The organism is Acidovorax sp. 94 (assembly GCF_003634645.1).
GTDB lineage: Bacteria > Pseudomonadota > Gammaproteobacteria > Burkholderiales > Burkholderiaceae_C > Acidovorax > Acidovorax facilis.
Genome location: NZ_RBJA01000001.1, coordinates 3329398 through 3356027, shown reverse-complemented (window position 1 = coordinate 3356027; position 26630 = coordinate 3329398). Strand labels below are relative to the sequence as shown.

At 67.4% G+C, this 26630-nt stretch carries 25 protein-coding genes; 11 read left to right on the top strand and 14 right to left on the bottom strand.

Translation table 11 applies throughout. The features are described from left to right. Window positions 1–35 precede the first annotated feature (35 nt). Window positions 36–605 (bottom strand): MarR family winged helix-turn-helix transcriptional regulator, encoded by a 570-nt coding sequence (locus tag C8C94_RS15420; RefSeq protein WP_121421340.1) that lies wholly within the window; start codon window positions 603–605, stop codon window positions 36–38. 117 nt (window positions 606–722) lie between these two features. On the opposite strand from C8C94_RS15420, the gene C8C94_RS15415 reads away from it, so the two are divergent. From C8C94_RS15415 to C8C94_RS15400, 4 genes are all read left to right on the top strand, one after another. Next, complete coding sequence (locus tag C8C94_RS15415; RefSeq protein WP_121421339.1) at window positions 723–1676, top strand: Bug family tripartite tricarboxylate transporter substrate binding protein; 954 nt, start codon at window positions 723–725, stop codon at window positions 1674–1676. Then, the gene (locus tag C8C94_RS15410) at window positions 1673–3001 is read left to right on the top strand and encodes a sulfatase (RefSeq protein ID WP_121421338.1); all 1329 of its coding nucleotides are present in this window, start codon (window positions 1673–1675) and stop codon (window positions 2999–3001) included. The genes C8C94_RS15415 and C8C94_RS15410 overlap by 4 nt, the downstream gene beginning before the upstream one ends. 84 nt (window positions 3002–3085) lie before the next feature. Further along, on the top strand, window positions 3086–4057 hold the full coding sequence (locus C8C94_RS15405; RefSeq protein ID WP_121422896.1) for a helix-turn-helix domain-containing protein: 972 nt from the start codon (window positions 3086–3088) through the stop codon (window positions 4055–4057). A gap of 262 nt (window positions 4058–4319) precedes the next feature. Further along, complete coding sequence (locus C8C94_RS15400; RefSeq protein WP_121421337.1) at window positions 4320–5048, top strand: alpha/beta hydrolase; 729 nt, start codon at window positions 4320–4322, stop codon at window positions 5046–5048. A gap of 75 nt (window positions 5049–5123) precedes the next feature. Here the strand turns inward: C8C94_RS15400 and C8C94_RS15395 are convergent, their stop codons facing one another. After that, the gene (locus C8C94_RS15395; protein WP_121421336.1) at window positions 5124–6026 is read right to left on the bottom strand and encodes a LysR family transcriptional regulator; all 903 of its coding nucleotides are present in this window, start codon (window positions 6024–6026) and stop codon (window positions 5124–5126) included. A gap of 150 nt (window positions 6027–6176) precedes the next feature. On the opposite strand from C8C94_RS15395, the gene C8C94_RS15390 reads away from it, so the two are divergent. Together C8C94_RS15390 and C8C94_RS15385 are read left to right on the top strand one after the other, a co-directional pair. After that, the gene (locus C8C94_RS15390; RefSeq protein ID WP_121421335.1) at window positions 6177–7157 is read left to right on the top strand and encodes a TerC family protein; all 981 of its coding nucleotides are present in this window, start codon (window positions 6177–6179) and stop codon (window positions 7155–7157) included. 17 nt (window positions 7158–7174) lie between these two features. After that, complete coding sequence (locus tag C8C94_RS15385) at window positions 7175–7717, top strand: DUF2062 domain-containing protein (protein ID WP_121421334.1); 543 nt, start codon at window positions 7175–7177, stop codon at window positions 7715–7717. 108 nt (window positions 7718–7825) lie between these two features. On the opposite strand, the gene C8C94_RS15380 is transcribed toward C8C94_RS15385, so the two are convergent. The 4 genes from C8C94_RS15380 to C8C94_RS15365 all read right to left on the bottom strand — a co-directional run bounded on the left by C8C94_RS15380 (window position 7826) and on the right by C8C94_RS15365 (window position 11797). Beyond that, window positions 7826–8794 (bottom strand): tripartite tricarboxylate transporter substrate binding protein, encoded by a 969-nt coding sequence (locus tag C8C94_RS15380; RefSeq protein WP_121421333.1) that lies wholly within the window; start codon window positions 8792–8794, stop codon window positions 7826–7828. A gap of 92 nt (window positions 8795–8886) precedes the next feature. Further along, window positions 8887–9144, bottom strand: a complete 258-nt coding sequence (locus C8C94_RS15375) for a DUF2783 domain-containing protein (RefSeq protein ID WP_121421332.1) — start codon at window positions 9142–9144, stop codon at window positions 8887–8889. 16 nt (window positions 9145–9160) lie between these two features. Continuing rightward, window positions 9161–10810 (bottom strand): FAD-dependent oxidoreductase, encoded by a 1650-nt coding sequence (locus C8C94_RS15370; RefSeq protein ID WP_121421331.1) that lies wholly within the window; start codon window positions 10808–10810, stop codon window positions 9161–9163. A 27-nt stretch (window positions 10811–10837) separates the two neighbouring features. Next, the gene (locus C8C94_RS15365) at window positions 10838–11797 is read right to left on the bottom strand and encodes an MBL fold metallo-hydrolase (RefSeq protein ID WP_121421330.1); all 960 of its coding nucleotides are present in this window, start codon (window positions 11795–11797) and stop codon (window positions 10838–10840) included. Window positions 11798–11939: 142 nt separating this feature from the next. Between C8C94_RS15365 and C8C94_RS15360 the strand changes: the two genes are divergently transcribed. Further along, window positions 11940–12749: an IclR family transcriptional regulator gene (locus C8C94_RS15360; RefSeq protein ID WP_121422895.1), complete on the top strand. Its 810-nt coding sequence runs from the start codon at window positions 11940–11942 to the stop codon at window positions 12747–12749. 12 nt (window positions 12750–12761) lie between these two features. Here the strand turns inward: C8C94_RS15360 and C8C94_RS15355 are convergent, their stop codons facing one another. Beyond that, window positions 12762–14084 (bottom strand): O-acetylhomoserine aminocarboxypropyltransferase/cysteine synthase family protein, encoded by a 1323-nt coding sequence (locus tag C8C94_RS15355; RefSeq protein ID WP_121421329.1) that lies wholly within the window; start codon window positions 14082–14084, stop codon window positions 12762–12764. 87 nt (window positions 14085–14171) lie between these two features. After that, window positions 14172–14687: a CoA-binding protein gene (locus C8C94_RS15350; protein ID WP_121421328.1), complete on the bottom strand. Its 516-nt coding sequence runs from the start codon at window positions 14685–14687 to the stop codon at window positions 14172–14174. 105 nt (window positions 14688–14792) lie between these two features. Between C8C94_RS15350 and C8C94_RS15345 the strand changes: the two genes are divergently transcribed. After that, window positions 14793–15143 carry an MliC family protein gene (locus C8C94_RS15345; protein ID WP_121508424.1) on the top strand — a complete coding sequence of 117 codons (351 nt, stop codon included), beginning with the start codon at window positions 14793–14795 and terminating at the stop codon, window positions 15141–15143. A 9-nt stretch (window positions 15144–15152) separates the two neighbouring features. Here C8C94_RS15345 and C8C94_RS15340 read toward each other — a convergent pair whose 3' ends face one another. From C8C94_RS15340 to C8C94_RS15320, 5 genes are all read right to left on the bottom strand, one after another. Beyond that, window positions 15153–15767, bottom strand: coding sequence for a thioredoxin family protein (locus C8C94_RS15340; RefSeq protein WP_121421326.1), 615 nt, complete (start codon window positions 15765–15767; stop codon window positions 15153–15155). Window positions 15768–15874: 107 nt separating this feature from the next. After that, complete coding sequence (gene lgt / locus C8C94_RS15335; RefSeq protein WP_121421325.1) at window positions 15875–16723, bottom strand: prolipoprotein diacylglyceryl transferase; 849 nt, start codon at window positions 16721–16723, stop codon at window positions 15875–15877. Window positions 16724–16788: 65 nt separating this feature from the next. Then, window positions 16789–19038 carry a protein-disulfide reductase DsbD gene (locus tag C8C94_RS15330; RefSeq protein ID WP_199731271.1) on the bottom strand — a complete coding sequence of 750 codons (2250 nt, stop codon included), beginning with the start codon at window positions 19036–19038 and terminating at the stop codon, window positions 16789–16791. A gap of 114 nt (window positions 19039–19152) precedes the next feature. Continuing rightward, window positions 19153–22956, bottom strand: coding sequence for a DUF748 domain-containing protein (locus tag C8C94_RS15325; protein ID WP_121421323.1), 3804 nt, complete (start codon window positions 22954–22956; stop codon window positions 19153–19155). Window positions 22957–23134: 178 nt separating this feature from the next. Next, entirely contained in the window at window positions 23135–23896 is a 762-nt protein-coding gene (locus C8C94_RS15320; RefSeq protein WP_121421322.1) for an alanyl-tRNA editing protein, read from the bottom strand. Window positions 23897–24008: 112 nt separating this feature from the next. On the opposite strand from C8C94_RS15320, the gene C8C94_RS15315 reads away from it, so the two are divergent. From C8C94_RS15315 to C8C94_RS15305, 3 genes are read left to right on the top strand one after another with little or no spacing between them, the layout of a single operon-like run. Continuing rightward, entirely contained in the window at window positions 24009–24368 is a 360-nt protein-coding gene (locus tag C8C94_RS15315) for a hypothetical protein (RefSeq protein WP_121421321.1), read from the top strand. Window positions 24369–24399: 31 nt separating this feature from the next. Next, window positions 24400–25260, top strand: a complete 861-nt coding sequence (locus tag C8C94_RS15310) for a creatininase family protein (protein ID WP_121421320.1) — start codon at window positions 24400–24402, stop codon at window positions 25258–25260. A 34-nt stretch (window positions 25261–25294) separates the two neighbouring features. Continuing rightward, complete coding sequence (locus C8C94_RS15305; protein ID WP_055398331.1) at window positions 25295–25759, top strand: GNAT family N-acetyltransferase; 465 nt, start codon at window positions 25295–25297, stop codon at window positions 25757–25759. Window positions 25760–25934: 175 nt separating this feature from the next. Here the strand turns inward: C8C94_RS15305 and C8C94_RS15300 are convergent, their stop codons facing one another. Beyond that, on the bottom strand, window positions 25935–26606 hold the full coding sequence (locus C8C94_RS15300) for a histidine phosphatase family protein (protein ID WP_055398330.1): 672 nt from the start codon (window positions 26604–26606) through the stop codon (window positions 25935–25937). Window positions 26607–26630: the final 24 nt, after the last annotated feature.

Below are 26630 nucleotides of genomic sequence, written 5' to 3'. Positions count from 1 at the left end.
AGGGGGTTTGGAAAGGACCGTTGGTGGCGCTGCCGTCACCAGTCTTGGTCTGTTCGCGAGGTGTTCCGGCCCCCTCGCAACCGGTAAGTGCGCGGCACATCGGTGCGGCTTGCCACCAGGGCTTCCGCCCGTTTTTGCATATCGGCCAGCGCGTGGTCCAGGGCCTGAACCGTGCCCGTGTTCAGGCCCGCCAGCAGTTCCTGGTTAAGCGCCTTCACCTGGGGGAACAGCTGATCGTGCAGCGCCTGCCCCGCCGGGGTGAGCGATAGCACCGCCTGGCGCCGGTCGCCCGGCATCGCATCGCGGATGAGCAGCTTTTTGACCAGTAGCGACGTGATGGCGCGTGACGTGCGCGACCGGTCCAGCCCCAGCCGCTGGGCCAGCTCGGCCGGGGGCATGCCCGGGTGCTGCGCCAGCATCATCAGCAGCCCCCACTCGCGCCGTGTGATGCCGTAGCCCCCTTCGCACAGCCGCACCACCAGGCTGCCCGCGACGGCCAGCAGTCGGTTCAGACGGTACATCAGCAGGTCATTGGCCGCTGCCGGATGGGTCAGGCGGTGGCCCGGTTCGGCGGGGCCTGGGGGGGCCGGGGTGGGCGCGGACATCAGGGTATTTCCGTGCAATAGTTGATTAGATCAATCGATTGTGTGGCCAATACAGTGCGCCCATCAACCTGCGCGATGGTGCAGGGCCCTGCAACTGCCCCTGGAGACTTTTCGACGATGCGCAAACCCCTTTCTTCTGTACTGGCCATAGCGCTGGCCCTGGCCGCCTCCATCACGCAAGCGCAGGAAGCCCCGTTGCGCATCGTGGTGGGCTACGCCCCCGGCGGCTCCACCGACCGCGTGGCCCGCATCGTGGCTGACAAGCTGGGCAGCAAGCTCGGCACGCCCGTGATCGTGGAGAACAAGACCGGCGCGGGCGGCCGGTTGTCGGCGCAGGCCGTCAAAGCCGCGCCCGCCCACCAGCCGACGCTGCTGCTGGCCAACCCTGCCGTGATGCTGGTGGCGCCCCTGGTGTTCCCCGACGCAGGCTACGACCCCGAGCGCGACTTCCGCCCCGTGAGCCATGTCAACAGCTACGAGTTTGGCGTGGCTGTGGGCAGCGCCGTGCCCGTCAAGGAGCTACCGCACCTGCTGGCCTGGCTGCGCGCCAACCCCGACAAGGCCAACTTCGGCGTGCCTGCCACCGGGAGCCTGCCGCACTTTTTTGGCCTGATGGTGGGCGACGCGGCCAAGGTGCGCGCCGAGGTGGTGGGCTACCGGGGCTCCGCGCCGCTGCTCAACGACCTGCTCGGCGGCCAGGTGCCCGTGGCGTTCGACACGTTTGACACCCTCCTGCCCCAGCACGAAGCGGGCAAGATCCGCATCCTGGCGGTGTCGGGTGCCAAGCGCAGCGCGCTGGATGGAAAGATCCCCACCTTCAAGGAAAGCGGTTTGGACCTGGCTGCGACCGGATGGAACACCTTCTTCGCGCCCATGGGCATGCCCAAAGCGCAAGCCGAACGCCTGGCCGCGCTGATCCACGAGGTGATGAAAGACCCCGACACCCAGCGCAAGTTCGAGGCCGCCAAGATGGAGCCCGTGGTGGCGACCATGGCGCAGACCGAAGCCATGCTCAAGGCCTACCGCGCGCAATGGGCGCCGGTCGTGCAGCGCTCGGGCTTCAAACCATGACCACCCGCCCGAACATCATCTTCATCGTCGCCGACGACCTCGGCTATGCCGACCTGGGCTGCTACGGCGGGCGCGACGCGGCGTTTGGCCCCGTGTCGCCGGTGCTCGACCAGCTGGCGGCGAACGGTCTCAAGCTCACGCAGGGCTACTCCAACTCCCCCGTCTGCTCGCCCACGCGCTTTGCGCTGATGACCGCGCGCTACCAGTACCGCCTGCGCGGCGCGGCCGAGGAGCCCATCAACAGCAAGAGCCGAGGCAGCACCACGCTGGGCCTGCCGCCCGAGCACCCCACGCTGCCGTCGCTGCTGCGCGCATCGGGTTACCGCACCGCGCTGATGGGCAAGTGGCACCTGGGCTACCCGCCTGCGTTTGGGCCGCTGCGCTCGGGTTACGAAGAGTTCTTCGGCCCCATGTCGGGCGGGGTGGACTACTTCACCCACTGCAGCTCCAACGGCACGCACGACCTGTACCTGGGCGAGGAAGAAAAGCAGCAGGACGGCTACCTCACCGACCTCATCACCGACCACGCGCTCGACTACGTGCAGCGCATGGCGCCGGGCGCGCAGGCGGGCACGCCGTTCTTCTTGAGCCTGCACTACACCGCGCCCCACTGGCCGTGGGAGACGCGCGATGACGAGGCGCTGGCGCAGGAGGTGAAGACGAACCTGTTTCACCTGCATGGCGGCAACATCGAGACCTACCGCCGCATGATCCACCACATGGACGAGGGCATCGGCCGCATCATGGCGCTGCTGCAGTCCTTGGGCCTGGCGCGCGACACGCTGGTGGTGTTCACCAGCGACAACGGTGGCGAGCGCTTCTCGGACAACTGGCCGCTGGTGGGCGGCAAGATGGACCTGACCGAAGGCGGCATCCGCGTGCCCTGGATCGCGCACTGGCCCGCAGTGATCGCCCCCGGCGGCGTGAGCGCGCAGACCTGCATGACCATGGACTGGTCGGCCACCATGCTGGATGCGGCGGGCGTGGCCGCTGCGCCCGACTACCCGCTGGACGGCCGCTCGCTGATGCCGCTGCTGCGCAATGCGGCGGCGCTGGACGAACCCCCGCTGTTCTGGCGCATGAACCACCGGGGCCAGCGCGCCATGCGCCAGGGCGTGTGGAAGTACCTGCGGGTGGACGGCAACGACTACCTGTTCAACCTGGCCGACGATGAACGTGAGCGCGCCAACCGCGCGCCCGTGGAATCCGAGCGCCTGCAGGCCATGCGCGCCGCGTGGGAGGCGTGGAATGCGTCCATGCCCGCCATTCCTGACGATGCCACGGTGAGCCTGGGGTATTCGGTGAAGGACATGCCGCAGCGCTGAGCCTGGCAGGCAGGTCGTCAGGAGTGTGGGCGGGAGGGCTTGCCCTGTTGCCTGCCCGGCACGCTTGCCGGTAGATTGGGCGCCATGCCTGCCGCCGCCCCTGCGCCTTCGTCCAACGCTGCTCTGCGCCAGTGGACCACCGACGTGGTAGCGCCGCCAGCGCGCCTGGACTACTGGGTGGGCGCGATCTGCGAGGCGTTTCTGGAGATGGATTGCAGCTCCCGCGATGCGCCTCTGTTTGGCGGGGAGCTGCAAAGCCTGCCGGTGGATACGTTGTCCATCAACCGCGTGCGCGCCTCCACCCAGGACGTGTTTCGCACGCCCGTAGGCATTGCGCGCAGCCGCCAGCTGCCTTTCTACCTGATCGGCCAGGCCGAAACCGCGTGGCATGTGCGCCAGGATGGCCATGTGGCCCACCTGCGCCCGGGCGATGTGGTGCTGCTGGATTCGGCACGGCCTTACGAACTGCACTTTCCTGAAGGCGTGCACTGTGTGTCGCTGCAGCTGCCGCGCGCCTGGGTGGGGCAGTGGCTGCAGCAGGCAGAGGCGCCCGGGCTGCGTGTGGCCTGGCGCGACCAGGGCTGGGGCCAGAGCCTGGGGGCGCTGGCCGTGCAGCTGGCGCGTGACCCGGCCTCGGCGCAGGCCCTGCCGCCAGCATTGCTGTCCGACCACCTGGGGGCGCTGTTGTGCGCGGCGCTGGAGCCGCCCCAGCCACCGGCCCCCACGGCTGCGCGGAGCCTGCATGCCCATCTGTGTGCGCTGCTGCGGGCGCGCATCGACCAGCCGGGCCTCTCGGCCCCGGCGCTGGCGCAGGAGGCGGGCGTGTCGCTGCGCACCCTGCACCGGGCCTTTGCGGCACAGGGCCACACCTTTGCGGGCACGTTGCGCGAACTGCGCCTGGCGCGTGCAGGCGAGCTGCTGCGCCGCCCCCAGCTGGCCCATGTGGCCGTGGGCGAGATTGGGCGGCGCTGCGGCTTTGCCGACCCTTCGCATTTCGCGCGCGCCTTCCAGCGCGCCATGGGCATGTCGCCCGCGCAGTGGCGGCGCGGCGGCTGATTCCGTCTCCACATCATCCGTGTCGTTGTTGCTTCGCCTTGCCGTGCTACAGCACTGTCTGTGGCTTCGCGCCTAGACACGAATGATTTGGAAACGGAATGAGGCCAAGCGTTGAGACGGCCGCGCTGGCCTGTGGGTGAGCGCTCTGGCACATCCAGCACAGCAGGCTGGCACGCGCGGGCCATTCCGTGCCACCGGGTGTTTCTAAGGTAGCGGCAGGGCGGATTGCCCAGTCCTGCAACACAACCCCAAGGAGACACACATGCCGGATACCTATGTCCTGGTCCATGGCGCCTGGCACACCGGTGCCGAAATGGAAGCCACCGCCACCCACCTGCGCGCGCGCGGCCACACCGTGCACTGCCCCACGCTCGCGGGCAACAACCCTGGCGACGACCGCGAGGCCACGGGCCTGGCCGACGCGGTGGATTCGCTTGCGGCCTTCATCGAAGGCCAGGGCCTGACCGACGTGCGCCTGGTGGGCCACAGCTACGGCGGCATGGTCATCAGCCACATGCCCGCGCGTCTGCCTGGGCGCATCCGCCGCCTGGTGTACTGGAACGCCTTCGTGCCGCAGCCAGGCGAATGCCTGAACGACCTGGTGCCGCCGCATTACCGCGCGCTGTTCGACCAGGTGGCGGCCAGCAACGGCAATGCCGTGATGCTGCCGTACCCCATCTGGCGCGAGGCCTTCATCAACGATGCCGACGAGGCCCTGGCGCAAAGCACCTACGCGCTGCTCAACCCCCATCCCTACCGCACCTTCACCGAACCCGCGCAACTGCCCGTGCCGCTGGCCGCGCTGGAGGTGGGCAAGAGCTACCTCAACGCGCAGCAGGACACTGCGCTGCCGCACAGCCTGCCCTGGCACCCGCGCCTGTCGGAGCGGCTGGGCCTGTTCCGCCTGGTGGAGTGCCCGGGCAGCCATGAGCTGTGCTTTTCCGACCCGGCATCGGCTGCCTTGCACATCGAGCGGGCAGGGCGCGACTGAAGGGAACCAGAGCTTTTTTGCGCTGACTACAAGGCTTTTGGCCTCTTGCGCCTGCTGGGTAAGTGCTGATTGCTATCAATTCAGGAGTGATCCGCTGCTCCCCGCCTCCAGCAGCCGCGTGAGCAGCGGGTGCATCACCTTGCGGGCGCTGTAGATCAGGTGGAACTGCTCCTGCACGTCGGGTGCGGTACCCACCTGCACCAGCCCGTGGGTCTGTGCCAGGTGCTCGCCCAGCGACACCGGCGCGGGCATCACGCCCATGCCGGTGGCGGCAAAGGTGCTCAAGAGGGCGCTGTCTTCAAACTCGCCCGCGATGCGTGGGCGGATGCGTTCGCGCTCCAGCCAGTGGTCGATGCGCGCGCGCATGGCGGCGTGGTCGGTGGGCAGCAGCACGGGCACCACGGCCAGGCTGTGGGGGAAGTTGTTGGCCGCCGCCTCGGCCCACAGCGGCGGCGCGTACCAGGCGATGGCGCTGCTGCCCAGCAACTGGCTGGTGGTGCGCAGCGCCGGGTTGGGGGGCGCGGCGCGGTCGGCCAGCACCGCGTCGAGCTTGTGCAGCGCCAGCTCGCCCAAGAGGGGCTGGAACTCGCCCTCGTGGCACAGCAGGCGCAGGTGCGGCTCGTCCAGCACGGGGGTCAGCAGCCGGTGCACGGCCAGCTTGGCAATGCCGTCGGAGATGCCCAGGTTCAGGCGCAGCGTCTGGCCGGTGGCCGCCTCGCGCACGCGCACGGGCAGCAGCTCGCCCAGCGCAAAGATGTGGTCGGCCTCGTGCAGCGCGGCCACGCCCGCATCGGTGAGCACCAGGTTGCGGCCCTCGGTGCGCAGCAGGCTCACGCCCAGCGACTTTTCAAGCTCCCGCACCTGGGCGCTGATGGTTTGCATGGCCATGTCCAGCCGCTCGGCGGCGCGGGCGATACCGCCCTCCTTGGCCACCACCCAGAAGTAGAAAAGATGGCGGTAGTTGAAGCTCTGGCTCATGGGTTCTTCCGAGGGAAAAGGGTTTGGTTCGTAAAAACCGAACCAATACTACTGTGATAACAGGTTTTAAAGAAGTACATCAGCCCCTACAGTCCGGGGCTTGGGCGTCCGGCTTGCCCGGACGTGTGAGGGCATCTTTGGAGAAAATCGATGGAAACGATCGGAACGTGGTGGATGTGGGCGGGATTTGCCGTCTTCGTGGTCATTGCCATAGGCGTCGACCTGCTGGTCATGGAGCGCCAGGGCGCGCACAAGGTCACCATGGGCGAGGCCGCGCGCTGGAGCCTTTTGTGGTTCTCGCTGGCGTTTGTGTTTGTGGCCATTCTGTGGTGGTACCTGGACGGAAGCCAGGGCCGTGAGATTGCCAACACCGTCTCGATGCAGTTCATCACCGGCTATCTGGTCGAAAAGAGCCTATCGGTGGACAACATCTTTGTCTTCCTGATGCTGTTCAGCTACTTTGCCGTGCCGCCGCAGTACCAGAAGCGCGCGCTCATCATCGGCATCATCGGTGCCATCGTGCTGCGCACGCTGCTCATCCTGGCAGGTGCCTGGCTGCTGGCCACCTTCCACTGGCTGCTGTATGTGTTCGGTGCGTTCCTGGTCGTCACCGGCGTGAAGATGTGGTTTGCCGCTGGGCAGGAGCCTGACATCGCCACCAACCCGGTGCTCAAGTTCCTGAAGAAGCGCATTCGCATCACCGACCAGTTCGATGGCGAGAAGCTCTCCACCATGATCAACGGCGTCAAGCACTTCACGCCCCTGTTTGTGGTGCTGGTGCTCATCGGCACCACCGACATCATCTTTGCGGTGGACAGCATCCCGGCCATCTTCGCGATCACCAGCGACCCGTTCATCGTGCTCACGGCCAACATCTTTGCCATCCTGGGCCTGCGTGCGCTGTACTTCCTGCTGGCTGACCTGGCCAACCGCTTCCACCTGCTGGCCTATGGCCTGGCGCTGGTGCTGGTGTTCATTGGCGGCAAGATGCTGCTCATCGACTTTGTGAAGATCCCGATCGGCTATGCGCTGCTGGTGACGGCGTCGCTGATTGCTGGCTCGATCTTCCTGTCGCTGCGCAGTTCGGGCGAAAGCGCCCATGGCGCTCCGGCCCTGCCGCGCAAGGACTGAGTGCAGTGGTAAGCCAGATGCTTTGTTCATTGCGCCGCTGGCTGCGCGCCCTGGAGCCACGCGCCCGCGCACACCTGGACCGGGACTGGCTCATCCGCCTGCGCCCCTGGCTGGAGCGGCGCGAGCTGTTTCGCTTTCAGCGCCAGCCCCTGGCGCGCGGGGTGGCGGCGGGCCTGTTCTGTGGGCTGATCCCCGGGCCGCTGCAGATTCCGGGCACGCTGCTGGTCTGCGCCTGGCTGCGCGGCAACATCGTGGCGGGCGGGGTGGCCACGTTCTATACCAATCCGCTCACCACCGTGCCGCTGTATGCGCTGGCCTTCTATCTGGGCGCGTTGGTGATGCCGGGCACCCAGACTTTGCCCGCGTGGAGTAGCGTGGTGCCGGGCGGAGACTTCTCGGTGCAGGCGCTGGGCGCCTGGATGCAGGCCCTGGGCACACCGCTGCTGGTGGGCCTGCCCACGCTGGGCCTGGTGATGGCGGCGCTGGGTTATGCCACCGTGCAATTGCTGTGGCTGGCGCCCGCCCTGCAGCGCAAGCGGCGGCTGGCACGCAGCCGCTGAGTGCCCTGCGACAGGAGCGTGGCATTTGCCTGCGCCACCGTGGAACTGGCGCTGCCAGGCCACGGATGGCGTCCCCTCCGGGGGAAACCGGCGCAGCCGTTCAGGGAGTTAATCGAGTTTCACGCCCACCTTCGTAATGACTCGGCCCCACTTTTCGCGCTCGGTGCGCGCAAAGCTGCCCATCTGGGCGGCCGTGCCGGGCATGGGCTCCACACCCAGGGCCTGCAGGCGGGCCTTGGTGCGCGTGTCGGCCAGGGCTGTCTGCAATGCCTTGCTGAAGTTGGCCACCACATCGGCCGATGCGCCCGTGGGTACCACCAGGCCCTGCCATGCAAAACCTTCAAACCCTTGAAGGCCCTGTTCGGACATCGTGGGCACATCGGGCATGGTCGTCACGCGCTGCGGGCTGGCCACACCAATGGCCTTGACCTTGCCGCCGTTGAGAAATGGGTACACCGTGGCGCTGTCGATCCACATCGCAGGCACCTGCCCGCCGATCACATCCTGAATCGCCGGGGCCGCGCCGCGATAGGGCACATGCGTGAGCTTGAGCCCGCTTTGCTCGCGGAACAGCTCGCCCACCAGGTGGTGCGGGCTGCCCGGCCCGGCGGAAGCCCAGTTCACGCCATCGGGCATCCCCTTGGCCCAGGCCATGAACTCCTTCAAGTTCTTGGCGGGCACGTTGTTGGACACCACCAGGAACATAGGGAAGCGCACCAGCAGGCCCACAGGCTGAAAGTCCTTCTCGGCGTTGTAGCTCAGCTTGCTGAACAAAAACGGGTTGGCCGCCAGCGTGGCGAAGTCGGCCGAGAAAATGAGGTTGCCGTAGTCCTTGTTGCGCGCGCTGTACTCGGCCGCGATGTTGGTGCCCGCGCCGGGTTTGTTGTTGATGACGATGGGGCGGCCCAGCGTGGCCGACATCGATTCGGCAATCGTGCGCGCCACGATGTCTGAGCCGCCACCGGCCGCGTAGCCCACCACCCATTCAAGCGGTTTGGTGTCCTGGGCGTGGGCCAGGGGGAGGGTGGTGGCCAGGGCCAGCCCGGCAAGGGTGGCGAGGAATTGCTTGCGCTGCATGGTGTTGTCTCCGTGGTGTTGTAAAAAAAAAAGCAAAGCCTAGGCCCCGCACCGTCTGCGCGGTGCTGGAGCTGTGGGGTAAAAAAGTGAGGCTAGGCCGCCACCGCGTGGGTGGGCACCACGGGCGTGATGGCGGGGGTGGTGCGCCGGTCGGCTGTGGGCACGGCACTGCCACGCGCCAGTTGCAGCGCGTGCTGCAGCGCGGCCTGGTCGCCGATGTGGTTGGCCAGCAGCAGCACCAGGCGCGCGTTCATGGCGTGGCTCTCGGGTGTGGACAGGCCCTGGTGCGCTGCGATCAGCGCTTCATAAAAGTCGTCGCAGGCCTGCAGGTTGGGTGCGGTGTTCAGCATGGTTTTTGGCTCCTTGTCATGCAGTGGCCGTGGCACGGGCCAGTGCGCTGCGCACCGCCGCTTCGGTGGGCGTGCGCCAGCGTGCGCACACATGCTGGTCGGGTCGCACCAGGTACACGGTGCGCGGCAGCGCATCCAGCCGCTGGGCGGCCAGCGCCTGGTGGTCGATCACATCAATGCCGATCTGCAGCACCTTCACACCGGGCAGGCCACGCGCCCAGGTGGGTGCCGGGCCAAACACCAGCAGCGTGAAGTTCGGCCCCAGCTCGCGCAGCAGCCAGGTGGGCTGGCCCTGCTTCGTCAACGGTGCGTCCAGCAACACGGCGCCGGGCACCTGCGTGCTCACGAAGGTGTCGGTATCCGGCGTGTTCAGCGGCGACTGGTGCAGCGTGGCCGGCACCGACAGGCGCCCGCTGTTGACGATGCGCCGTGCAAAGGCGTGTTCACGCGCCAGGTGCAGTGCCGCGTCGCGGAACAGGCGGCTCACCTCGCTCTTGGGCGTGATGAAGTCGGTGGCGCGGGTGGAGTTGCACAGGTTCTCATCGGCCGCGTATTCGCGCTCGGGGCCATAGGTGCCCACCAGTGCGGGGCTCGCGCGGCCCTGGAGCACCCAATCGAGCTTCCAGGCCAGGTTCTCCGCGTCCTGCACGCCGCTGTTGGCGCCACGTGCGCCAAAGGGCGAGACGCCGTGGGCGCTGTCGCCCGCAAAGATGACGCGGCCGTGCACGAACTGGTCCATGCGCAGGCAGGCAAAGGTGTAGACACTCGCCCAGTCCAGCTCAAACTGCGCATCTGCGCCCAGCAGCGCCTTCACGCGCGGAATGATGTTCTCGGGCTTCTTTTCTTCTTCGGGGTCGGCGTCCCAGCCCAGCTGGAAGTCGATGCGCCAGACGTTGTCGGGCTGGCGGTGCAGCAGCACGCTCTGGTTGGGATGAAAGGGTGGGTCGAACCAGAACCAGCGCTCGGTCGGGAAGTTCGCCTCGTCAGCCAGCTTCACGTCTGCGATCAGGAAGCGGTCCTGAAAGATGCGCCCCTTGCTCTCCAGCCCCAGCATCTGCCGCGTGGGCGAGCGTGCGCCGTCGCAGGCCACCAGCCATTGCGCATCCATCTGGTAGGCGCCCTCGGGCGTGTCGATGCTCAGCAGCGCGCCGTCCGCGCGGCTCTCCACCGCAGTGACCTTGTTGTGCCAGCGGATGTCGATGCCCGGCAACTGCAGCGCGCGCTCCACCAGGTAGGCCTCGGCGTAGTACTGCTGCAGGTTGATGAAGGCGGGGCGCTCGTGGCCTTCTTCGGGCAGCAGATTGAATTCGTACAGCTGCTCGTCCTTCAAGAACACCTTGCCCAGGTTCCACGAAATGCCCTTGTCCACCATGCGCTGGCCCACGCCCAGGCGGTCCCAGATCTCCAGCGTGCGCTTGGCAAAGCAGATGGCGCGCGAGCCGATGGAGAGCTTGTGGTCGTTGTCCAGCACCACCACACGCTGCCCGCGCTGGGCCAGGTCAATGGCCAGCGACAGGCCCACGGGGCCCGCGCCGATGAGCACGATGGGGTGCTGTGCGGGCGTGGCGCGGTCCTGGTCGGGCGAGCGCACATAGCCGAAGTCGATGGCCTGCACCTCGGCGCCACTGGCGTGGAAGGCTTCGGTGGGAATGTCTCTGGGGTTCATGTTTTTGTCTCCTCCAACCTCGGCGGCTCAGCCTTCCAAAGCCTTCCACATTTGAATGTCACGCTCGGCGGTCCAGATGCGTGGGTCGGGGTATTGCGTGGCCTCGTCGTACGCCCGGGTCACGTCAAACGGCATGCAGTGGTTGAAGATGACCCAGTGGCCGTACTTGGGCTGCAGCTTGGCGAAGGTGGCTTCGTAGACCTTGCGCAAGTCTTCACCCTTCGCAGCACTGGCCTTCACGCTCTCGTACAGGTCGCTGATGAAGGCGCGTGTGCCCGCCAGGCCCGCCTGCACTTGCTCGGGCGTCTGCAGCGCGGCGCCCCGGCCGGGCACCAGCTTTTCAGGCTTGAGTGCCGCCAGGTTGTCCAGGGTCTGCGGCCAGTCCTGGAAGTACGCATCGCCCGCATACGGCGTGGCGTCGAACTCCACCAGGTCGCCGCTGAACAGGATCTTTTCCTGCGGCAGCCAGGCCACCGTGTCGCCCTTGGTGTGGCCCCGGCCCAGTTGCAGGATCTGCACCTCCAGCTTGCCCAGCCACAACGTCATCTTCTTGTTGAAGGTCATGGTCGGCCAGGTCAGGCCGTCCGGCACGCTCTCCACGTTCTGGAACAGGCGGGGGAAGCGGCCGATCTCGCTGTCCTTGTCAAACTGGCCGCGCTCCACGATCAGGTCGCGCGTGTCCTCGCTGGCAATGATGTGCTCGGCACCGTAAGCGCTTGCACCTAGCACGCGCACCGCGTGGTAGTGGGAGAGCAGCACGTACTTGATGGGCTTGTCCGTCACCTCACGGATGCGGCGGATCACGTCCTGCGCCATCACGGGCGTGGCCTGGGTGTCGATGACCATCACCGCGTCGTCGCCAATGATGATGCCGGTGTTGGGGTCGCCCTCGGCCGTGTAGGCATAGGCGTGGTCGGAGAGTTTGTCGAAGCTCACCTTCTTCACTTCGAGGTCGGCGGCGGAGGCAAAGGTTTTGACGGTGCTCATGGTGGTGATTTGTTAATGGTGAATGCGTTTATCTAAACGGAATGCGTTGATGTTAGGCAAGAAATTCGTTCATGTCTAACGCATTTGTTTAGGTGTAAACCCGAGGGGGTGGTGGATGCTGCGCTGCGTGGACAATCGCCCCATGCCCACGACGACCCCCGACCTGCCCCCCGCCGACGACGAAGACACGCCCCGCAGCCCGCGCGGCATCCAGAGCGTGGAGGTGGGCGGCCAGCTGCTGAAGGTGCTGGCGCGCACCGGCCGGCGCATGGCGCTCAAGGACCTGGCCCGCGCGGCCGACATGACGGCCGCCAAGGCCCACCCCTACCTGGTGAGCTTTGGCAAGCTGGGCCTGATCGAGCAGGACGCCGTGAGCGGCCACTACGGCCTGGGCCCCTTGGCCATGCAGCTCGGCCTGATCAGCCTGCAGCAGGTGGACCCGGTGCGCCTGGCCATTGCCGAGCTGCCCGCGCTGGCCCAGCGCATCGGCTACACCGTGTCGGCCTCGGTCTGGGGCGACAACGGCCCGACCATCATCCGTGTGGAAGAAGGCCCCACCGCCGTGTACGTGGCCATGCGCCATGGCACCACGGCCTCGGTGCGGCATACGGCCACGGGCAAGGTGTTTGCAGCCTTCGGGCCGCGCGAGCGCGCTGCGGCTGCGCTGGCGGCCGAAGGGTTCGCGGGCGCGCTGGATGAGCCCGCATTTGCGGCCGAGCTGGAGGCTGTGCGCCAGCACCAGATCAGCGAAGTGACCGACCAGCTGCTGCCCGGCATCAGCGCGCTGGCCACGCCCGTGTTTGATGGGTTCGGGCAGCTGGTGCTGTGCATCGCCGTGATCGGCCCCAGCGCCACGCTGCAGACCGGGTCCGCCAGCCCGGCGGCGCAGCACCTGCGCGAGGCAGCGCGCAGTTTGTCGCAGCGCTTGGGCGCGCCGGTCAGCCCCGTGTAGCCCGTGGGGCGATCAGGCCGTTGCGCGTCCCAGCGCCTGGTCGATATCCCACAGAATGTCGTCCACATCCTCGATCCCCACCGACAGCCGCACCATGTCCGCGCTCACGCCAGCGCGGGCCAGCTCTTCTTCGCTCAGTTGGCGGTGGGTGGTCGATGCGGGGTGGATCACCAGCGTCTTGGCGTCGCCGATGTTGGCCAGGTGGCTCAGGAACTCGCAGGCGTCGATGAACTTCTCGCCCGCCGCAGCGCCCCCCTTCACGCCGAACGTGAGGATGCCCGAGGCGCCCGGCGCCCCGTCCACAGCACGAAACTGCTTTTGCGCCAGATCGTAGTACGGCGAATCCGCCAGACCGGGGTAGTTGACCCACGCCACCTGTGGGTGGCTCTGCAAAAACTTCGCCACGGCCAGCGCATTGCGGCAGTGCTCGCGCATGCGCAGGTGCAGCGTCTCGGCGCCCTGCAACAGTTGCCACGCGTTCATGGGCGAAAGCACGCCGCCGAAGGTGCGGTTGACCTCCATGCGCGCCTTCATCGTGTAGCCAAAGTCGCCAAAGGTCTCGTAGAACTTCACGCCGTGGTAGGCGCGGCTGGGCTCCACCATCTCGGGGAACTTGCCGTTGTCCCACGGAAACTTGCCACCCTCCACCACCACGCCGCCCATGGTGGTGCCGTGGCCGCCGATGTACTTGGTGGCGCTGTGCACCACGATGTCGGCGCCGAGCTGCAAGGGGTTGCACAGGTAGGGGCTGGCCACGGTGTTGTCGATGACGAGTGGCACGCCGTGCGCATGCGCCACCTCGGCCACGGCGGCGATGTCGAGCACGTTGACCAGCGGGTTGCCGATGGTTTCGCCGTACACGGCGCGGGTGTTGGTGCGCATGGCACGGGCAAAGTTCTCGGGGTCGGCCGGGTCCACAAAGGTGGTCTCTATCCCTAAGCGCGCGAAGCCCACGCCCAGCTGCCCCACCGTGCCGCCATACAGCGTGCTGGCCGCCACGATGTGGTCCCCGGTCTTCAGGATGGCCAGCAGCGCCGCCATCTGCGCGGCCATGCCGCTGGCACAGGCCAGTGCGGCACGGCCGTTTTCGAGGCTCGCAATGCGCTCCTCGAACACCGCCACCGTGGGGTTGCTGATGCGGCTGTAGACGTTGCCAAAGGTCTGCAGGTTGAACAGGCTGCTGGCGTGCTCGGCGTTGTCGAACACAAAGCTCGTCGTCTGGTGGATGGGCGTGGCGCGTGCGCCGGTCACGGGGTCGGGCTGGGCGCCGGCGTGGATGGCGCGGGTGCCAAAGCCGAACTCGCGGTCGGCGCCGGAGGGATGGTTGGAGGACATGGTTTTGAATGAAATTGGCTGCTAACGCTTGATGGATAAGCGCTAATAGCTATGAATTTTATAGCTTTGAGCTTGACTGCGAATTGGCTAGTAAGGCAGCTGCCGCAGGCGCTTGGCGCTGATGACCCGTGTGTTCACGCCCATCCAGCCCAGGCCGCCAAACAGCCGCGCGTGCTCGATCTTCACGCAGCGGTTTTCGATCACCTGCAGCCCGGCGGCCTCGGCGCGTTGCCGGGCCGCCTCGTTGAACACGCCCAGTTGCAGCCACAGGCACCTTGCGCCGATGGCGATGGCTTCATCGGCCAGCGGCGGGATGTCCTCACTTTTGCGAAAGCAGTCCACCATGTCGATCTTCTGCCCCTGCGCCGCCAGCGCGGCAGCGGCTTCGGTCACGCTGGCGTAGGCGGTTTCGCCCAGGATCTGCCCGCCATCCCGTGCGACGAGCGGATTCACCGGCACGATGCGGTAGCCATGTGCCTGCATGTACTTGGCCGCGAAATAGCTGGGTCTGTGCCATTGGGGCGACAGTCCCACCACCGCAAGGGTGCGGCAGTGCGTCAGAATATCGCGCAGGGTGCTGATGGTGTCGGGCGTGCGTTTCATACATGGCAGTGTATGGGGGCGAACCGCTGCGGCGCCAGACCCCCGCGTTGTCCACCCACACTGCCATCAACACGGTGGCACCGACCCAGAATCCGAGGAGATCCCGTGCAGAACCCACCACGCGCCCGCCGCACCACTGGCCTTGTCGCCACGGCTGTTGTCTTGTCCACCTTTGCCCTGAGCGCCTGCACCCCGCCCCGTGCCCCCGATGTGCCCAAGGTCCAGCGTATCACGACCTACGCCTGTGACCGTGGCCCCATGATGGTGGTGCACTGGCCCGCCCAGCCCGATGGCCCTGCGTTGCTGGAAATGAATGGCCGCACCGTGCCGCTGCAGCCTGAGCGCGTGGCGTCGGGTTTTGGATACGGCGATGGCGGCACCTACATCCGTGGCAAGGGCAACACCATGTACTTCCACAGTCCGCGCGCTCTGCGGGTGAACTGCGTGGCGCGCTGAAGTTCTTTTTCAGCTGGCCGATTTGTACTTGATGCTGCAGCCGTAAGGCTGCGTCGTGGCCGCCGAAATCGGCTTGCCCGCCAGCGCTTCTGCCAGCCCCACCTTCACATAGTTGGTGGCCTTCTCGATGTCAGCCGGGCGCGCCGAAGGGATGCTGTCGATACCGCCTGCATACACCAGCACGCCCTGCGGGTTGACGATGTACAGGTGTGGCGTGGTGCGGGCGCCGTAGCTTTTGCCCACGGTGCCTTCCTCGTCCATCAGCACGGCGGTGGGGGCGGCCTTGCGCTCCTGCTTCCAGGCCATCAGCTTGGCGGGCTCCAGGTAGTCGCTGCTGGCTTTTTCGGTGGAGTTGATGGACAGCCACACCACGCCTTTGCCGATGGCGTCTTTCTGCGTGGCGGGCATGTTGCCGCTGTCGTAGTGCTTGCGCACGAAGGGGCAGCCGGGGTTGGTCCATTCCAGCACCACGTGTTTGCCCTTGAAGTCCGACAGGCGCACGGTTTTGCCCGACGTGTCCTTGAGCGTGAAGTCGGGTGCGGGCTGGCCCACGGTGGCGGCGGCCTGTGCGCCCAGTGCGACCAGGGCGGCGGTGGCGATCAACGTACGGCGAAGCAGCTTCATGGCAGGGTCTCCTAGCGGTTGACGAGGGGGCGAAATGTTCTGGCAATCAACAGGGCAGCGTGAAGTCGGCTGCTCGGCACGCAATGACCGGATTGCTCCTCAGGCAATCAAGTTGGACGGGGTCGGGGCTCGCCAGGGGGGACTCCTGGGCGAGCCTTTCTGTGCGCCCACAGCCACAGCCCCACGCCCGCCGCGATCATCGGCAGGCACAGCCACTGCCCCATGCTCATGCCCAGCGACAGCAAGCCCAGGTGGGCATCCGGTTCGCGGAAATATTCGGCAATGAAGCGGAACAAGCCGTAGCCGAACAGGAAGGCTGCGGCCACCTGGCCCGGGCGGCGTTCTTTGCGCGCGTACAGCCACAGCAGGATGAACAGCAGCAACCCTTCCATCAGAAATTGGTAGACCTGCGATGGATGGCGTGGCTGCAGCGAGCCGCTGTGCGCAAACACCATGCCCCAGGGCAGGTCCGGGCTTGCAAAACGGCCCCACAGTTCGCCGTTGATGAAGTTGCCCACGCGCCCCGCAGCGAGGCCTGTGGGCACGCAGGGCGCCACAAAGTCGGCCACCTGCAGCCAGGGGCGCTTGCGCGAATGCGCAAACCACAGCATGGCTGCCACCACGCCCAGCAGGCCACCGTGGAACGACATGCCCGGGGTCCAGATCATCAGGATTTCCAGCGGATGGCTCAGGTAGTAGGCGGGCTTGTAGAACAGGCAGTAGCCCAGGCGCCCACCCACCACCACGCCCACCACGCCAAGGAAGAGGATGTCCTCCACATCCTTGCGTGACCAGGCGCCAGGGCCGCTGATGGAGGCGAACGGTGCGTGGTGCAGGCGCAGACGGCCCAGCAGCAGGAACAGCCCGAAGGCCGCAAGGTAGGTCAGGCCGTACCAGTGAACGGCCAGCGGTCCAAGCTGCAGTGCGACGGGGTCGATGGCGGGGTAGGTCAGCATGGGGCGGCGTTAGGGCTGGGGGTTTTCAAATACATCGCATGCCTTGCGCTTGCAGCGTTCCTGCCCTATAGCTGGGAGATGGTGGCGCGCACCTCGTCCACGCTGAGCACCTCGGTCAGTACCACCGGCGGCTTGCCGGGGCGGTAGAACACGTACACCGGCACGCCGCTGCGTCCAAGCTGGGTCAGCGCCGCTGTAATGGCGGGGTCGCGGCGCGTCCAGTCAGCACGCAGCAGGGCCACGTTCTTGGTCTGCAGGTCGGCCAGCACATCGGCGTTGGCCAGCGTGGTCTTCTTGTTGTACTGGCAGGTCACGCACCAGGCGGCGGTGAAGTCCACAAACACCGGGCGGCCCGTGGCCACGATCTGCTCGGCCGCGCCGGGTGCCCAGGGCTGCCAGCCGGTGGCCGAGGCCTGCGTGGACGGTGTGGCGGCCTGCGCGGTAGGAATGTGCGTGATGTGGGGCGCAAAGGCCCAGACCAGCAAGGACATGGCCGCGATGGACACCGTGGCCATCCACACGCGCGCACGCCCGGCCAGCGACAGCGCCCACACCACCAGCGACAGGCCCACCAGCAGGATCAGCAGCGCACCGGCGCCATCGATGCCGCTTTGCTGGCCCAGCACCCACACCAGCCAGACGACAGTGGCCAGCATGGGGAAGGCCATCAGCTTGCGGAAGGTGTCCATCCACGCGCCGGGGCGTGGCAGGGCGCGCGCCACGGAGGGCACAAAGCTGGCTGCCAGGTACGGCAGCGCCAGCCCCAGCCCCAGCGCCGCAAACACGGCCAGCGCCTGGGGCGCGGGCAGCGTGGCGGTCAGGCCCAGGGATGCGCCCATGAACGGCGCAGTGCAGGGCGATGCCACGGCCACGGCGAGCACACCGGTGAGGAAGCTGTCGGCCACAGGGTGGCGGGCCTGCAGGCTGGCCACCGAGGACGGCAGAAAATGCCCGAACTCGAACACGCCCGCCAGGTTCAGCGCGATCAGCGTGAACAGCGCCGCCAGCGATGCCACCACGGCGGGCGACTGCAGCTGAAAGCCCCAGCCCACCGCCTCGCCTGCTGCGCGCAGGCCCAGCATGAGGGCGCCCAGGGCGATGAACGACAGCACCACACCCGCTGTGTAGGCGATGCCGCTCACGCGGTGCGCGCGCCGGTCTTGCGCATGCTGGGTAAAGCCCACCACCTTGATCGCCAGCACCGGGAACACGCAGGGCATGAGGTTGAGGATGAGCCCGCCAAGCAAGGCGCCCAGCAGCGCGGCCGTGAGGGTGAGGGACGAGGCTCCGGAGCCCATGGCTGGCGCGGCAGCGCCGCTTGCCTGCGCAGCATTGGCCTTGAGCGCGGCCTCCAGCGCGGGCGACACGCTGGCAACCGACGCCACCTGCGGCCAGGTGCCCAGCACCTTCAGCTCTGCGCGGTAGCCGGTGCGCGTGTCGGGGCCAGTGGCATGTGCGGGCGACTGCTCGGCCAGCACCACGGGCATCAGGCTGGGGCTGGCGCTGCGCTGGGCAGACAGGGGAATCTGCGCGGTCCACACGCTGCCGTTCCAGGCCTGCTTCCACTGCGCGGCGTTGTCGATGACTTCGGCGGTTTCGGGGAACAGGTCCAGTGTCTTGCCACGCAGCGCCACGGGCAGGCCCTGCACGCTGACGTTCAGCAGGTTGCCGTCGGCAATCTGCGCCTGGCTGTCCGGCACGATGCCGTTGGTGCCTGCCAGCACGGGTTGGGGCAGGGCCTTGGCGGCCGCCTCAAAGGCGGCGCCGTTGAGCGCCGTGGTGCTCTGGATGGGCAACTGCAGCGTGAATTCGCCTTCTTCGGGAATGCACTCCTTGCGGCACACCAGCCAGGAGGCGCGCAGCTTGATCGTTGCGTCCTTGGCCAACGGGCTGGGGGCAAAACTGCTGGCCACGGTGACGGGCACGGGCAGCAGCACCGTGCCTTCGTAGCCATAGTTGGCCAGCGTGCCGATGGGGATCTTCTTGGGCAGGGGCCAGGCGATCTCGCCCGCGTCCAGACCGGCTGGCAGCGTCCAGGCCAGGTCGGTGGGCAGGCCAGAATCGCCAGGGTTCTTCCAGTAGGTGTGCCACTCGGGCTGGTGGGTGATCGAGAGGCCCAGCCACAGCGGCTGGCCGGGCGCCACGCCCTGGGGCGCATGGGCCAGCAACTCGGCCCGCACATAGGGCGTGGTGACCACGCTGGTGCCCTGTCCGCTGGTTTTGGGGCTAAATTGGGCGTTTGCGCCCGTCCATAAAGCGCTTGCAGCTATCAAAAACAGAGTAACTGCGAGGCGGTAAAGCGGGCGTGAAGGCATGGTGCAGTGTGGGAGCTGGCAGGGCGGGTTTGGTTCCGGCGCCCCTGTGCTCTGCCTGCGGGGCGATCAGACTGGCGGAGGGGGATTCCCCGGAACCTTCCGCCAGCCAGGCGCCTATTGTGTCGCCAGGCTCAAATCCGCACGCGGGGTCCACTTTTCGGGCTGTTTGCCAGCCTTGGGGGCCGCTACGAACAACCGCTCTACTGGCAGCTTCTGCGCCACCAGATAGGCGCGGATCGCCTGGCCGCGCTGCGTGGCCAGTTCGGCGGCCATGGCCTCGGTGGCGGGCTGGTTGGCCAGCAGCAGGGCTTCCATCTCGGGCACCGTGAGCTCCTTGGTCAGGCCGACCAGGTTGCGCGGCTTGGGGATGTCGGCGCGGCGGTACACCTCCTTGAGCAGGGCGGGGTATTCGGCGGCCGATACGGGGGCGGTATCGCCCGGATTGGCGCGGCGTTTTTCGGCCAGCACCCGTTGTTGCAGGCTCTCGCGCCGCAGGCCTTCGCGCTCGTCCTGCAGGCTGGCCGTGCCGGTCACAGTGATCTTGAGCGCGGGGCGGTCGGCCAGGGCCTTGGCCACCTTGTCCAGGTTCTGCTGCGCCTCGGGTGTGAGGGTGGCGCTGCCAGGGGCAAAGGGCACGTGGCTCATCTCGTCGCCACCGCCGAAGGCGCTGGCCAGCAGGCTGAAGGGCGAGGTCAGCGCCTTGCCGATGAGGTTGACGATGATCTTGAAGATCACCGGGCCAATGCGGAACTGCGGGTCGTTGAGCGAGCCGCTGATGGGCAGGTCCAGGTCGATCACGCCCTGGCGGTCAGCCAGCAGGGCCACGGCCAGCTTCACGGGCAGGCTGTTGGGCGCACCCTCCACGGGCTCGCCAAAGGTCAGCTGGTTGAGCACCAGCCGGTTGCTGGCGGTGAGTTGGCCATTGGGCAGCACCTTGTAGTTCACATCCACGCTGAGCTTGCCGCGCTCGATGCCGTGGCCCGCGTATTTGACGGAATACGGCGTGAGCGGGGGCAGCTCCAGGTCGCGCACCTTGCCCACGATGTCGAGCGCCAGGGGCTTGGCCAGCGGGTTGAGCTTGCCGGTCACTTCGAGCGACGCCGAGCCCTCGGCGCGGCCGCGCAGCTCCAGGTCGGCCAGCATGGGCTCGCCACCGGGGGCTTCGGACGAGAACGCGCTGAGCTTGCCGGTCAGCTCCGAAAGGTCGGCCGAGTAGTTGGGCTTGATGAAAAAGTCGGAGAACAGCACCTTGCCGTTGACCAGGCTCACGGGGCCAAAGACCACCACGGGGGCCAGCGGATCTGCCTGGGCCACGGCGACAGGGGCCGTGGGCGTTGCCGATGCGGCTGTGGCGGGGGCCGATGCCGAAGACGTGGGGGCGGCCGTGCTGGCAGCGGCGCTGGCCGCATTGGCCGCCCGTGCTTCGGCCGGGGTCTTGGCAATGTCGCTCAGGTTGATACGGCCCGCCTCGTTGATGGTGACCCGGGCAAAAAAGTCCACCAGGCTGGTTTCCTTGACCTCCACGCGCGGCGCGGTGCCGGGGGCGGTGGCCACGGCCAGGCCACGCAGGTTCAGGCTCTTCCAGGCCAGCAGTTCCTCACCCACCTGGGCCTCGGTCTTGGGGGTGAAGGCGGCCGTGCTGTTGGCCTGCAGGTCTTCCACCACGGCATCGCCGCTCAGGCGCAGGCTGACTCCTTTGTCGGTCTGCGCCAGGGCCACCTGGCCCCGGTAGCCCACATCGGCGCGCAGCAGTTCTACCGACAGCTGGCTGGCCAGGTAGCCGTCGAGTGCGTGCAGCGGCAGGCGGGTGGCGTCGAGCTTGCCCTGGGTGGCCAGCGGCTGCAGGGCCAGCGTGCCCTGGTAGTCGAGCTTGCCCGGTGCGGCTTTGCTGCCCTTGCCCGGTGCGGCGGCACGGGCGGTGAGCGTGAAGGCTTCGGGCTTGCTGCCGTCGCTGGCCAGGTTGCGGGCGGTGATGCCCAGGGCCGTCACGTCCAGCGCCACGGGGCGCGGCTGGGCGTTGTCGGCCAGCGAGACCGTGCCGCCTTGCAGCGAGAAATCGGCCACGCGCAGCTTCCAGGGGGCGGCGTCGGCCGGTGCCGTGGCGGTGTCTTGCGCGGTGGGGGCCGCTTTCAGCCAGCGCTCGAACATCCAGCGCCCGTCCGCGCCCCGTTCCACCGCCAGTTGCGGCTGGCTGATGGACAGGCGCTCCAGCGTGGCGGTGCGTGCGTCCAGGGGCACTTCGGCCCCGGCAATGTCGAGCTTGCCCAGGCTGGCCAACGTGGTCTTGCCCTGTTTGACGGCCAACTGCTCCAGCGCCAAAGGGCCTGCCTTGAGGGTGACGCCCGTGGCGCCGGCCTGTGCGGCCGCGGCGGTGGGGGCTTGCCACACCACGCCCACATCCCCCGTGAGCTGGCCGGTCACCGTGGGCTCCAGCGCCTGGGCCAGGTAGGGCGCGGCCAGTTGCAGCGCCAGGGCGTTCAGGGTGGCGTTGACCTGGGCCTTCTGGTCGGTGGCTTCGCCGGTGAAGCTGAGCGTGCTGCCTTGCAGGTTGAGCCCGCCCTTGAAGGTGAAGGGCTTGGCGAAGGGGACTGCCAGGGCGGCGGCGTCCAGCGTGAAGTCGGTGGCCTGCAGGGCTGCGGCGGGGCGCGTGGTCTGGTCGGCCCAGCGCAGGGTGCCGCCGCGCACTGCGGCGGTGGCGACTTCCACGACCCAGGCGGGGGCGGCCGCCTTGGCCTTTGCTTTGCCTGTGGAGGCGGTCGACGCGGTGGCGGATGCTGCGCTGGCGTTGGCCAGTGGCGGAGACGCCGGTTCAGCAGATGCAGGTGCCGCAGGTGCGGGGGTCTTGCCCTTGAGCGCCGATGACGGCTGTGCAGGCGGTGCCAGTTGCGCCAGGTTGATCTGGCCTGCTGCATCGCGTGTGGCGGTGACCACGGGCGCGGTCAGCTCCACATGCTGCAGTCGCACCACCTGATCCAGCGGGCGCACATCGGCCATGTCGATTTTCAGGCGCTCATAGCTCAGCAGGTCGGCGCCCTGGCGGTCTGCGATGCGTACGCCGCTGGCTTGCACGGTGCCGGTCAGCTTCACGGCCATGCGAGGGTGCTGCTCAAAGGCCACCTTCACATCCGCATCCAGCGTGGCGCCCTGCACCTTGACGGGCAGGTTGGCCGGCAAATAGCCCAGGTAGGGCGCGAGGTCCAGCCCGTCCAGCCGAATCTGTGCGTCAGCCTGGCCGGTCTGCGCAAACGGCGTGCCCTGGGCGGACGAGTCAAACCGGCTGCCATTGAGCGTGAACGCCAGGTGGGGCTCGACCTTTACCTCGCGTTGCGACGGCAGGGTGCTGATGAAAGGCACCTTGAGGGCCAGGTCGCGTACTTCGTGGGTTTTATCCACGGCGGTGTCCGAGAAGTCGATGCTGCCACCCGTCAGTGCCAGGTTGTACAGCGCCACCCGTGCGGGGCCTTTGTCGGGCTCGGGTTCGCTGGTGGGCGCGGTGACCTTGGCGATGATGTCGTCCACGTCGTAGCGGCCGTCGCCCAGGTGGGTGATGCGCAGCACCGGGTTTTCGATGGTGAAGGCGTCCACCACGGGCGCCAGGCGCAGCAGCGACTGCAACTCGCCATCGGCATAGACGCGGCCAATGGTCAGCTGTGGGGGCGCGCCGTCGGCGCCCGCCACGGCCACGTCACGCAGCGCGAATTCCAGGCTCCAGGGCTCAAAGTCGATGCCCCCCACGGTGACGGTGCGGCCCAGTTGTTCGGACGCAATGCGCTCCAGCGGCCCCTTCACCAGCGGCGGAATGGCCAGCCAGGTGACCAGCCACAGGACGATCAAACCCGCCAGCGCGCGGACGACAGGGCGGAACCAGCGGTGCTGGCGCAGGGAGGCAAACGAGACGGAGCGCAGGGAGATCGGCATGGCGGCAGGCTAAAGTGAGCGCCGCAGCCCCAGGAAGCCGGGTGCAAGAAGTCCAAAAAAGGCCGCGCGCGCGGGCCGCTATTGTCCCCGTTGTGGGTCTGGCGGGGTAAGCCATTGCAACCGGGGGCTGCGGCGGCTCAAGATTGTTGACATTTGAGGAGCGTGCTCGTCGCTGCGCTCACTGAGCAAAGCCCAGTACCACCCGTCGAGTCGTTGCGCTCTTTTTCTCGATTTTGGTCACTACGATGGCGCCGATCTCCGACGTGTTGGCCACATGCGTGCCGCCGCAGGGCTGCAGGTCGATCAGCGGCGCGTTGTCTTCGCCACCGATGCGGATGGTGCGGATGCGCCCGGTGCCGCGCGGGGGCTGCACGCTCATGCTTTTGACCAGCGCGGGGTTGGCGTCCAGTTCTTCGTCGCTGATCGATGCCACGGTGAGCGGGTGCGCAGCGGCCACCAGGGTGGCGATGGCGGCGGTGAGGGCTTCCTTGTCCAGCGGGTCGGTCATCGCGAAGTCCAGCCGAGCGTAGTCGGGCGTGATGGAGCAGCCGTTGACCAGCTGCGGCACCACATGGCACAGCAGGTGGCTGGTGGTGTGCAGCCGCATCATGCGGTGGCGGCGCTCCCAGTCGATGCGGGCCGTGACGGCGGTGCCTGGTCCCTGTTGGGCCAGCTGCGCCACGCGGTCTTCCTGCCCGGGGGCGGGGATGTGCACGATGTCGCTGGTGGGGTTGCCTTCGGCGTCCTTACCCTTGCGGGTGTCGGCGATGGCGATCTCGGTGCCGTCGGCCAGCACCAGCACGCCGCTGTCACCGGCCTGGCCCCCGCCCAGGGGGTAGAACACGGTCTGGTCCAGCACGATGCCGGTATCGGTGACGGCGGTGATGTGGGCGCTGCATTCGCGCAGGTAGGCGTCTTGGCGGAAGAGGTCTTGGGTCATGCGGTGATGGTAGCGGGATGGGCGGCGGCGCGCGGCGGTGAGGCGGGCGCTATGCTGGGCTGCAGGGGTTTCTGCCACGCATCATCCCGCGCCGCTTCACCTTCGGTTTTTCATGAACACGCCCTTGCCCTCATCGCCACAGTCGTCTTCTTCGACCCCGCTTTCGCGCAGGGCGGTGTGGGTCTCGCGCACGCTGGACGTGCTGTTGCTGGGGCTTTGCGTGGCATTGGGGGGCCTGTCCTACTACACCTTCTCGCTGTACTGCGAGAGCTTTGGCTGCCTGGGCGTGGGGCTGTTGTGGATGCTGTGGGCCGGGCTGGCAGCGGTGGGCTGGGTGGTGGCTCTGGTGGTACGCGTCTGGCAGCGCCGCCGTGGCCTGGGCAGCTGGGCCAGTGGGCTGGCATCCACCGCTCTGCTGGTGATGGGCGTGGCACACCTGCTGGTGTGGCTGGGCAAGATGGCGCTGAAGTGACGCGCCCCGGAACAGGCCCTAACATCGCGGCATGACCGCTGCCGCCGCGCCCCAATCTGCACCACTCTCCTTGCCCTCGCGCTTCTGGGCCAACCTGTCCACCCGCGACTTTGCCGCGCTGCAGCACAGCGGCCAGGCCGACCAGGTCGTGGCGGTGTTGCCCGTGGCTGCCGTCGAGCAGCATGGCCCGCACCTGCCGCTGTCGGTGGACGCCACGCTACTGCAGGGCGTGATCGACGCTGCATTGCCGCAACTGCCCGACGATCTGCCCGCGCTGTTCTTGCCCCCGCAGAACGTGGGCCTGAGCCCGGAGCACATCCGCTTTCCGGGCACGCTCACGCTGTCTCCCGCCACGGTGATTGCGCTGTGGACCGAGATCGGTGAATGTGTGGCCCGTGCGGGCATCAAGAAGCTGCTGCTGTTGAACGGCCACGGTGGCCAGGTCAGCGTGATGGACATCGTGGCGCGCGAGCTGCGCACGCGCTGCGACCTGATCGTCTACAGCGCCAGCTGGTTCAGCCTGCCGCTGCCCGAGGCGGTGGCGGGCCAGTTCAGCGCCCAGGAGCACCGCTTTGGCATCCACGCGGGCGAGATCGAGACCTCGATGATGCTGCACTTGGCACCCGGCACGGTGCACATGGAACATGCGCGGGATTTCCGCTCCACGTCGCAGGACCGGTCGGAGCGCTACGCCATTCTGGGCAACGGAAAAAGCGCCAAGCTGGGCTGGCAGATGCAGGACTACCACCCGGCCGGTGCGGTGGGCAATGCGGCTGGAGCCACGGCCGACAGAGGGCAGGCGGTTGTGGACGCTGCGGCAGGGCAATTGGTGGCGCTGCTGCAGGAGCTGGTGCACTTGCCGCTGCAGACTGTGCGCCCCGAGACCGAATGAGCGCATTTGCGCAACCCCTCCCGTCCGTCCCCGCATGACCACGATCCGGCGCGCCATCTTCCCCGACGATCTCCCCGCAGTCACCGCGATCTTTCGCGAGTACGTCCAGAGTCCGACCGCCAATCTCGATTTTCAGGACTATGAGCAGGAGTTCGCGGAGCTGCCCGGCAAGTACGCGGAGCCCGATGGCGGTGTTCTGCTGGCCGTCGTCGAGGGCCGTGTGGTGGGCTGTGCAGCCCTGCGCCGTGTGGAGGACGGCACCTGCGAGTTGAAGCGCGTGTATGTGCGGCCTGTGGCCCGGGGGATGGATCTGGGGCGGAAGCTGGTCGAGGAGATGCTGCGCGTCGCGAGGGAGGCCGGCTACCGGCGCATGTGCCTGGACGTGCTTCCCGAATTTGTTGCGGCCCAAAGGCTCTATGAATCCTTGGGCTTTGTCACGGCTGAGCCCGTGAGCTTCAACCCGGTGCCGGGAACCCGGTTTCTGGCGCTGGATTTGTAGAGGGGCGGTAAGGTTATCCAACACGGATTCCGGTGTGGGAGCGGCCTGGAGTCACGGTGCTGCTGCCGGGCGCAGTGGGGGTCAGGAATGTCAGTTTGCTATAAATTGAATAGCTTTTGGCGCTTGCCCAATAGGCGCTAGAAGCCAAAAACACCCAAAATTCCGACCGCAGGCGTCAAGCATGCGTCACCCATCCCGCATGCTCCAGCTCGTTCAGGTGCGGCAGCGTGTTGAACGTCTGCAGCATCAACCGCTTTGGCGAGATCGAGAACTCCGTCACCGCGCTGTTGCGGATGCGCATGTTCAGCGCAATGGTCACCTCGGGTGCGGTGCCCAGCACCTCTCCCACGGCCGTGGAAATGGGGCCGCCACTGCTTACCAGCAGCACGTTGTGGCCCGCGTGGTGGTGGCGCACATGGTCGAGCGCAGCGCGCACGCCGGCTGAAAATTCGTTCCACGTCGGCATGCCCTGCGGGCTGATGACGCCCGCCATCCACTGCGCCAGCGCGTCGCACAGGATGCGAAAGTGCGCGCGGTACAACTCGGGCGTGTCGGCTTTGCCCAGCGGCTGGGGGTGGATGGCCGCGATGAGTGCGTGGCTGTCGTATTCGTTGAGGCCCGGCAATTGAAGCACTTGGGGCATGGCCTGCAAGCCTTCGGCAATGCCTTCCAGCGTTTGCGTGTGGCGGCGCAGCGTGCCGGTGATGACGGCGTCGAACGCCATACCCCGCGCTCGCCAGTATTCGCCCAGGCGCACGGCCTGTTCGCGCCCGCGCGCGCTGAGCACGTCATAGTCATCTGCGCCAAACGAGGCCTGGCCGTGGCGCACGAGGTAGAGGGTTCCCATGCGGCGGATTGTGGCCAGAACAGG

Excerpts from the sequence above, each read along its gene's own strand:
- C8C94_RS15420 (WP_121421340.1), bottom strand. The coding sequence starts at position 605 with ATGTCCGCGCCCACCCCGGCCCCCCCAGGCCCCGCCGAACCGGGCCAC.
- C8C94_RS15415 (WP_121421339.1), top strand. The coding sequence starts at position 723 with ATGCGCAAACCCCTTTCTTCTGTACTGGCCATAGCGCTGGCCCTGGCC.
- C8C94_RS15410 (WP_121421338.1), top strand. The coding sequence starts at position 1,673 with ATGACCACCCGCCCGAACATCATCTTCATCGTCGCCGACGACCTCGGC.
- C8C94_RS15405 (WP_121422896.1), top strand. The coding sequence starts at position 3,086 with ATGCCTGCCGCCGCCCCTGCGCCTTCGTCCAACGCTGCTCTGCGCCAG.
- C8C94_RS15400 (WP_121421337.1), top strand. The coding sequence starts at position 4,320 with ATGCCGGATACCTATGTCCTGGTCCATGGCGCCTGGCACACCGGTGCC.
- C8C94_RS15395 (WP_121421336.1), bottom strand. The coding sequence starts at position 6,026 with ATGAGCCAGAGCTTCAACTACCGCCATCTTTTCTACTTCTGGGTGGTG.
- C8C94_RS15390 (WP_121421335.1), top strand. The coding sequence starts at position 6,177 with ATGGAAACGATCGGAACGTGGTGGATGTGGGCGGGATTTGCCGTCTTC.
- C8C94_RS15385 (WP_121421334.1), top strand. The coding sequence starts at position 7,175 with ATGCTTTGTTCATTGCGCCGCTGGCTGCGCGCCCTGGAGCCACGCGCC.
- C8C94_RS15380 (WP_121421333.1), bottom strand. The coding sequence starts at position 8,794 with ATGCAGCGCAAGCAATTCCTCGCCACCCTTGCCGGGCTGGCCCTGGCC.
- C8C94_RS15375 (WP_121421332.1), bottom strand. The coding sequence starts at position 9,144 with ATGCTGAACACCGCACCCAACCTGCAGGCCTGCGACGACTTTTATGAA.
- C8C94_RS15370 (WP_121421331.1), bottom strand. The coding sequence starts at position 10,810 with ATGAACCCCAGAGACATTCCCACCGAAGCCTTCCACGCCAGTGGCGCC.
- C8C94_RS15365 (WP_121421330.1), bottom strand. The coding sequence starts at position 11,797 with ATGAGCACCGTCAAAACCTTTGCCTCCGCCGCCGACCTCGAAGTGAAG.
- C8C94_RS15360 (WP_121422895.1), top strand. The coding sequence starts at position 11,940 with ATGCCCACGACGACCCCCGACCTGCCCCCCGCCGACGACGAAGACACG.
- C8C94_RS15355 (WP_121421329.1), bottom strand. The coding sequence starts at position 14,084 with ATGTCCTCCAACCATCCCTCCGGCGCCGACCGCGAGTTCGGCTTTGGC.
- C8C94_RS15350 (WP_121421328.1), bottom strand. The coding sequence starts at position 14,687 with ATGAAACGCACGCCCGACACCATCAGCACCCTGCGCGATATTCTGACG.
- C8C94_RS15340 (WP_121421326.1), bottom strand. The coding sequence starts at position 15,767 with ATGAAGCTGCTTCGCCGTACGTTGATCGCCACCGCCGCCCTGGTCGCA.
- lgt (WP_121421325.1), bottom strand. The coding sequence starts at position 16,723 with ATGCTGACCTACCCCGCCATCGACCCCGTCGCACTGCAGCTTGGACCG.
- C8C94_RS15330 (WP_199731271.1), bottom strand. The coding sequence starts at position 19,038 with ATGCCTTCACGCCCGCTTTACCGCCTCGCAGTTACTCTGTTTTTGATA.
- C8C94_RS15325 (WP_121421323.1), bottom strand. The coding sequence starts at position 22,956 with ATGCCGATCTCCCTGCGCTCCGTCTCGTTTGCCTCCCTGCGCCAGCAC.
- C8C94_RS15320 (WP_121421322.1), bottom strand. The coding sequence starts at position 23,896 with ATGACCCAAGACCTCTTCCGCCAAGACGCCTACCTGCGCGAATGCAGC.
- C8C94_RS15315 (WP_121421321.1), top strand. The coding sequence starts at position 24,009 with ATGAACACGCCCTTGCCCTCATCGCCACAGTCGTCTTCTTCGACCCCG.
- C8C94_RS15310 (WP_121421320.1), top strand. The coding sequence starts at position 24,400 with ATGACCGCTGCCGCCGCGCCCCAATCTGCACCACTCTCCTTGCCCTCG.
- C8C94_RS15305 (WP_055398331.1), top strand. The coding sequence starts at position 25,295 with ATGACCACGATCCGGCGCGCCATCTTCCCCGACGATCTCCCCGCAGTC.
- C8C94_RS15300 (WP_055398330.1), bottom strand. The coding sequence starts at position 26,606 with ATGGGAACCCTCTACCTCGTGCGCCACGGCCAGGCCTCGTTTGGCGCA.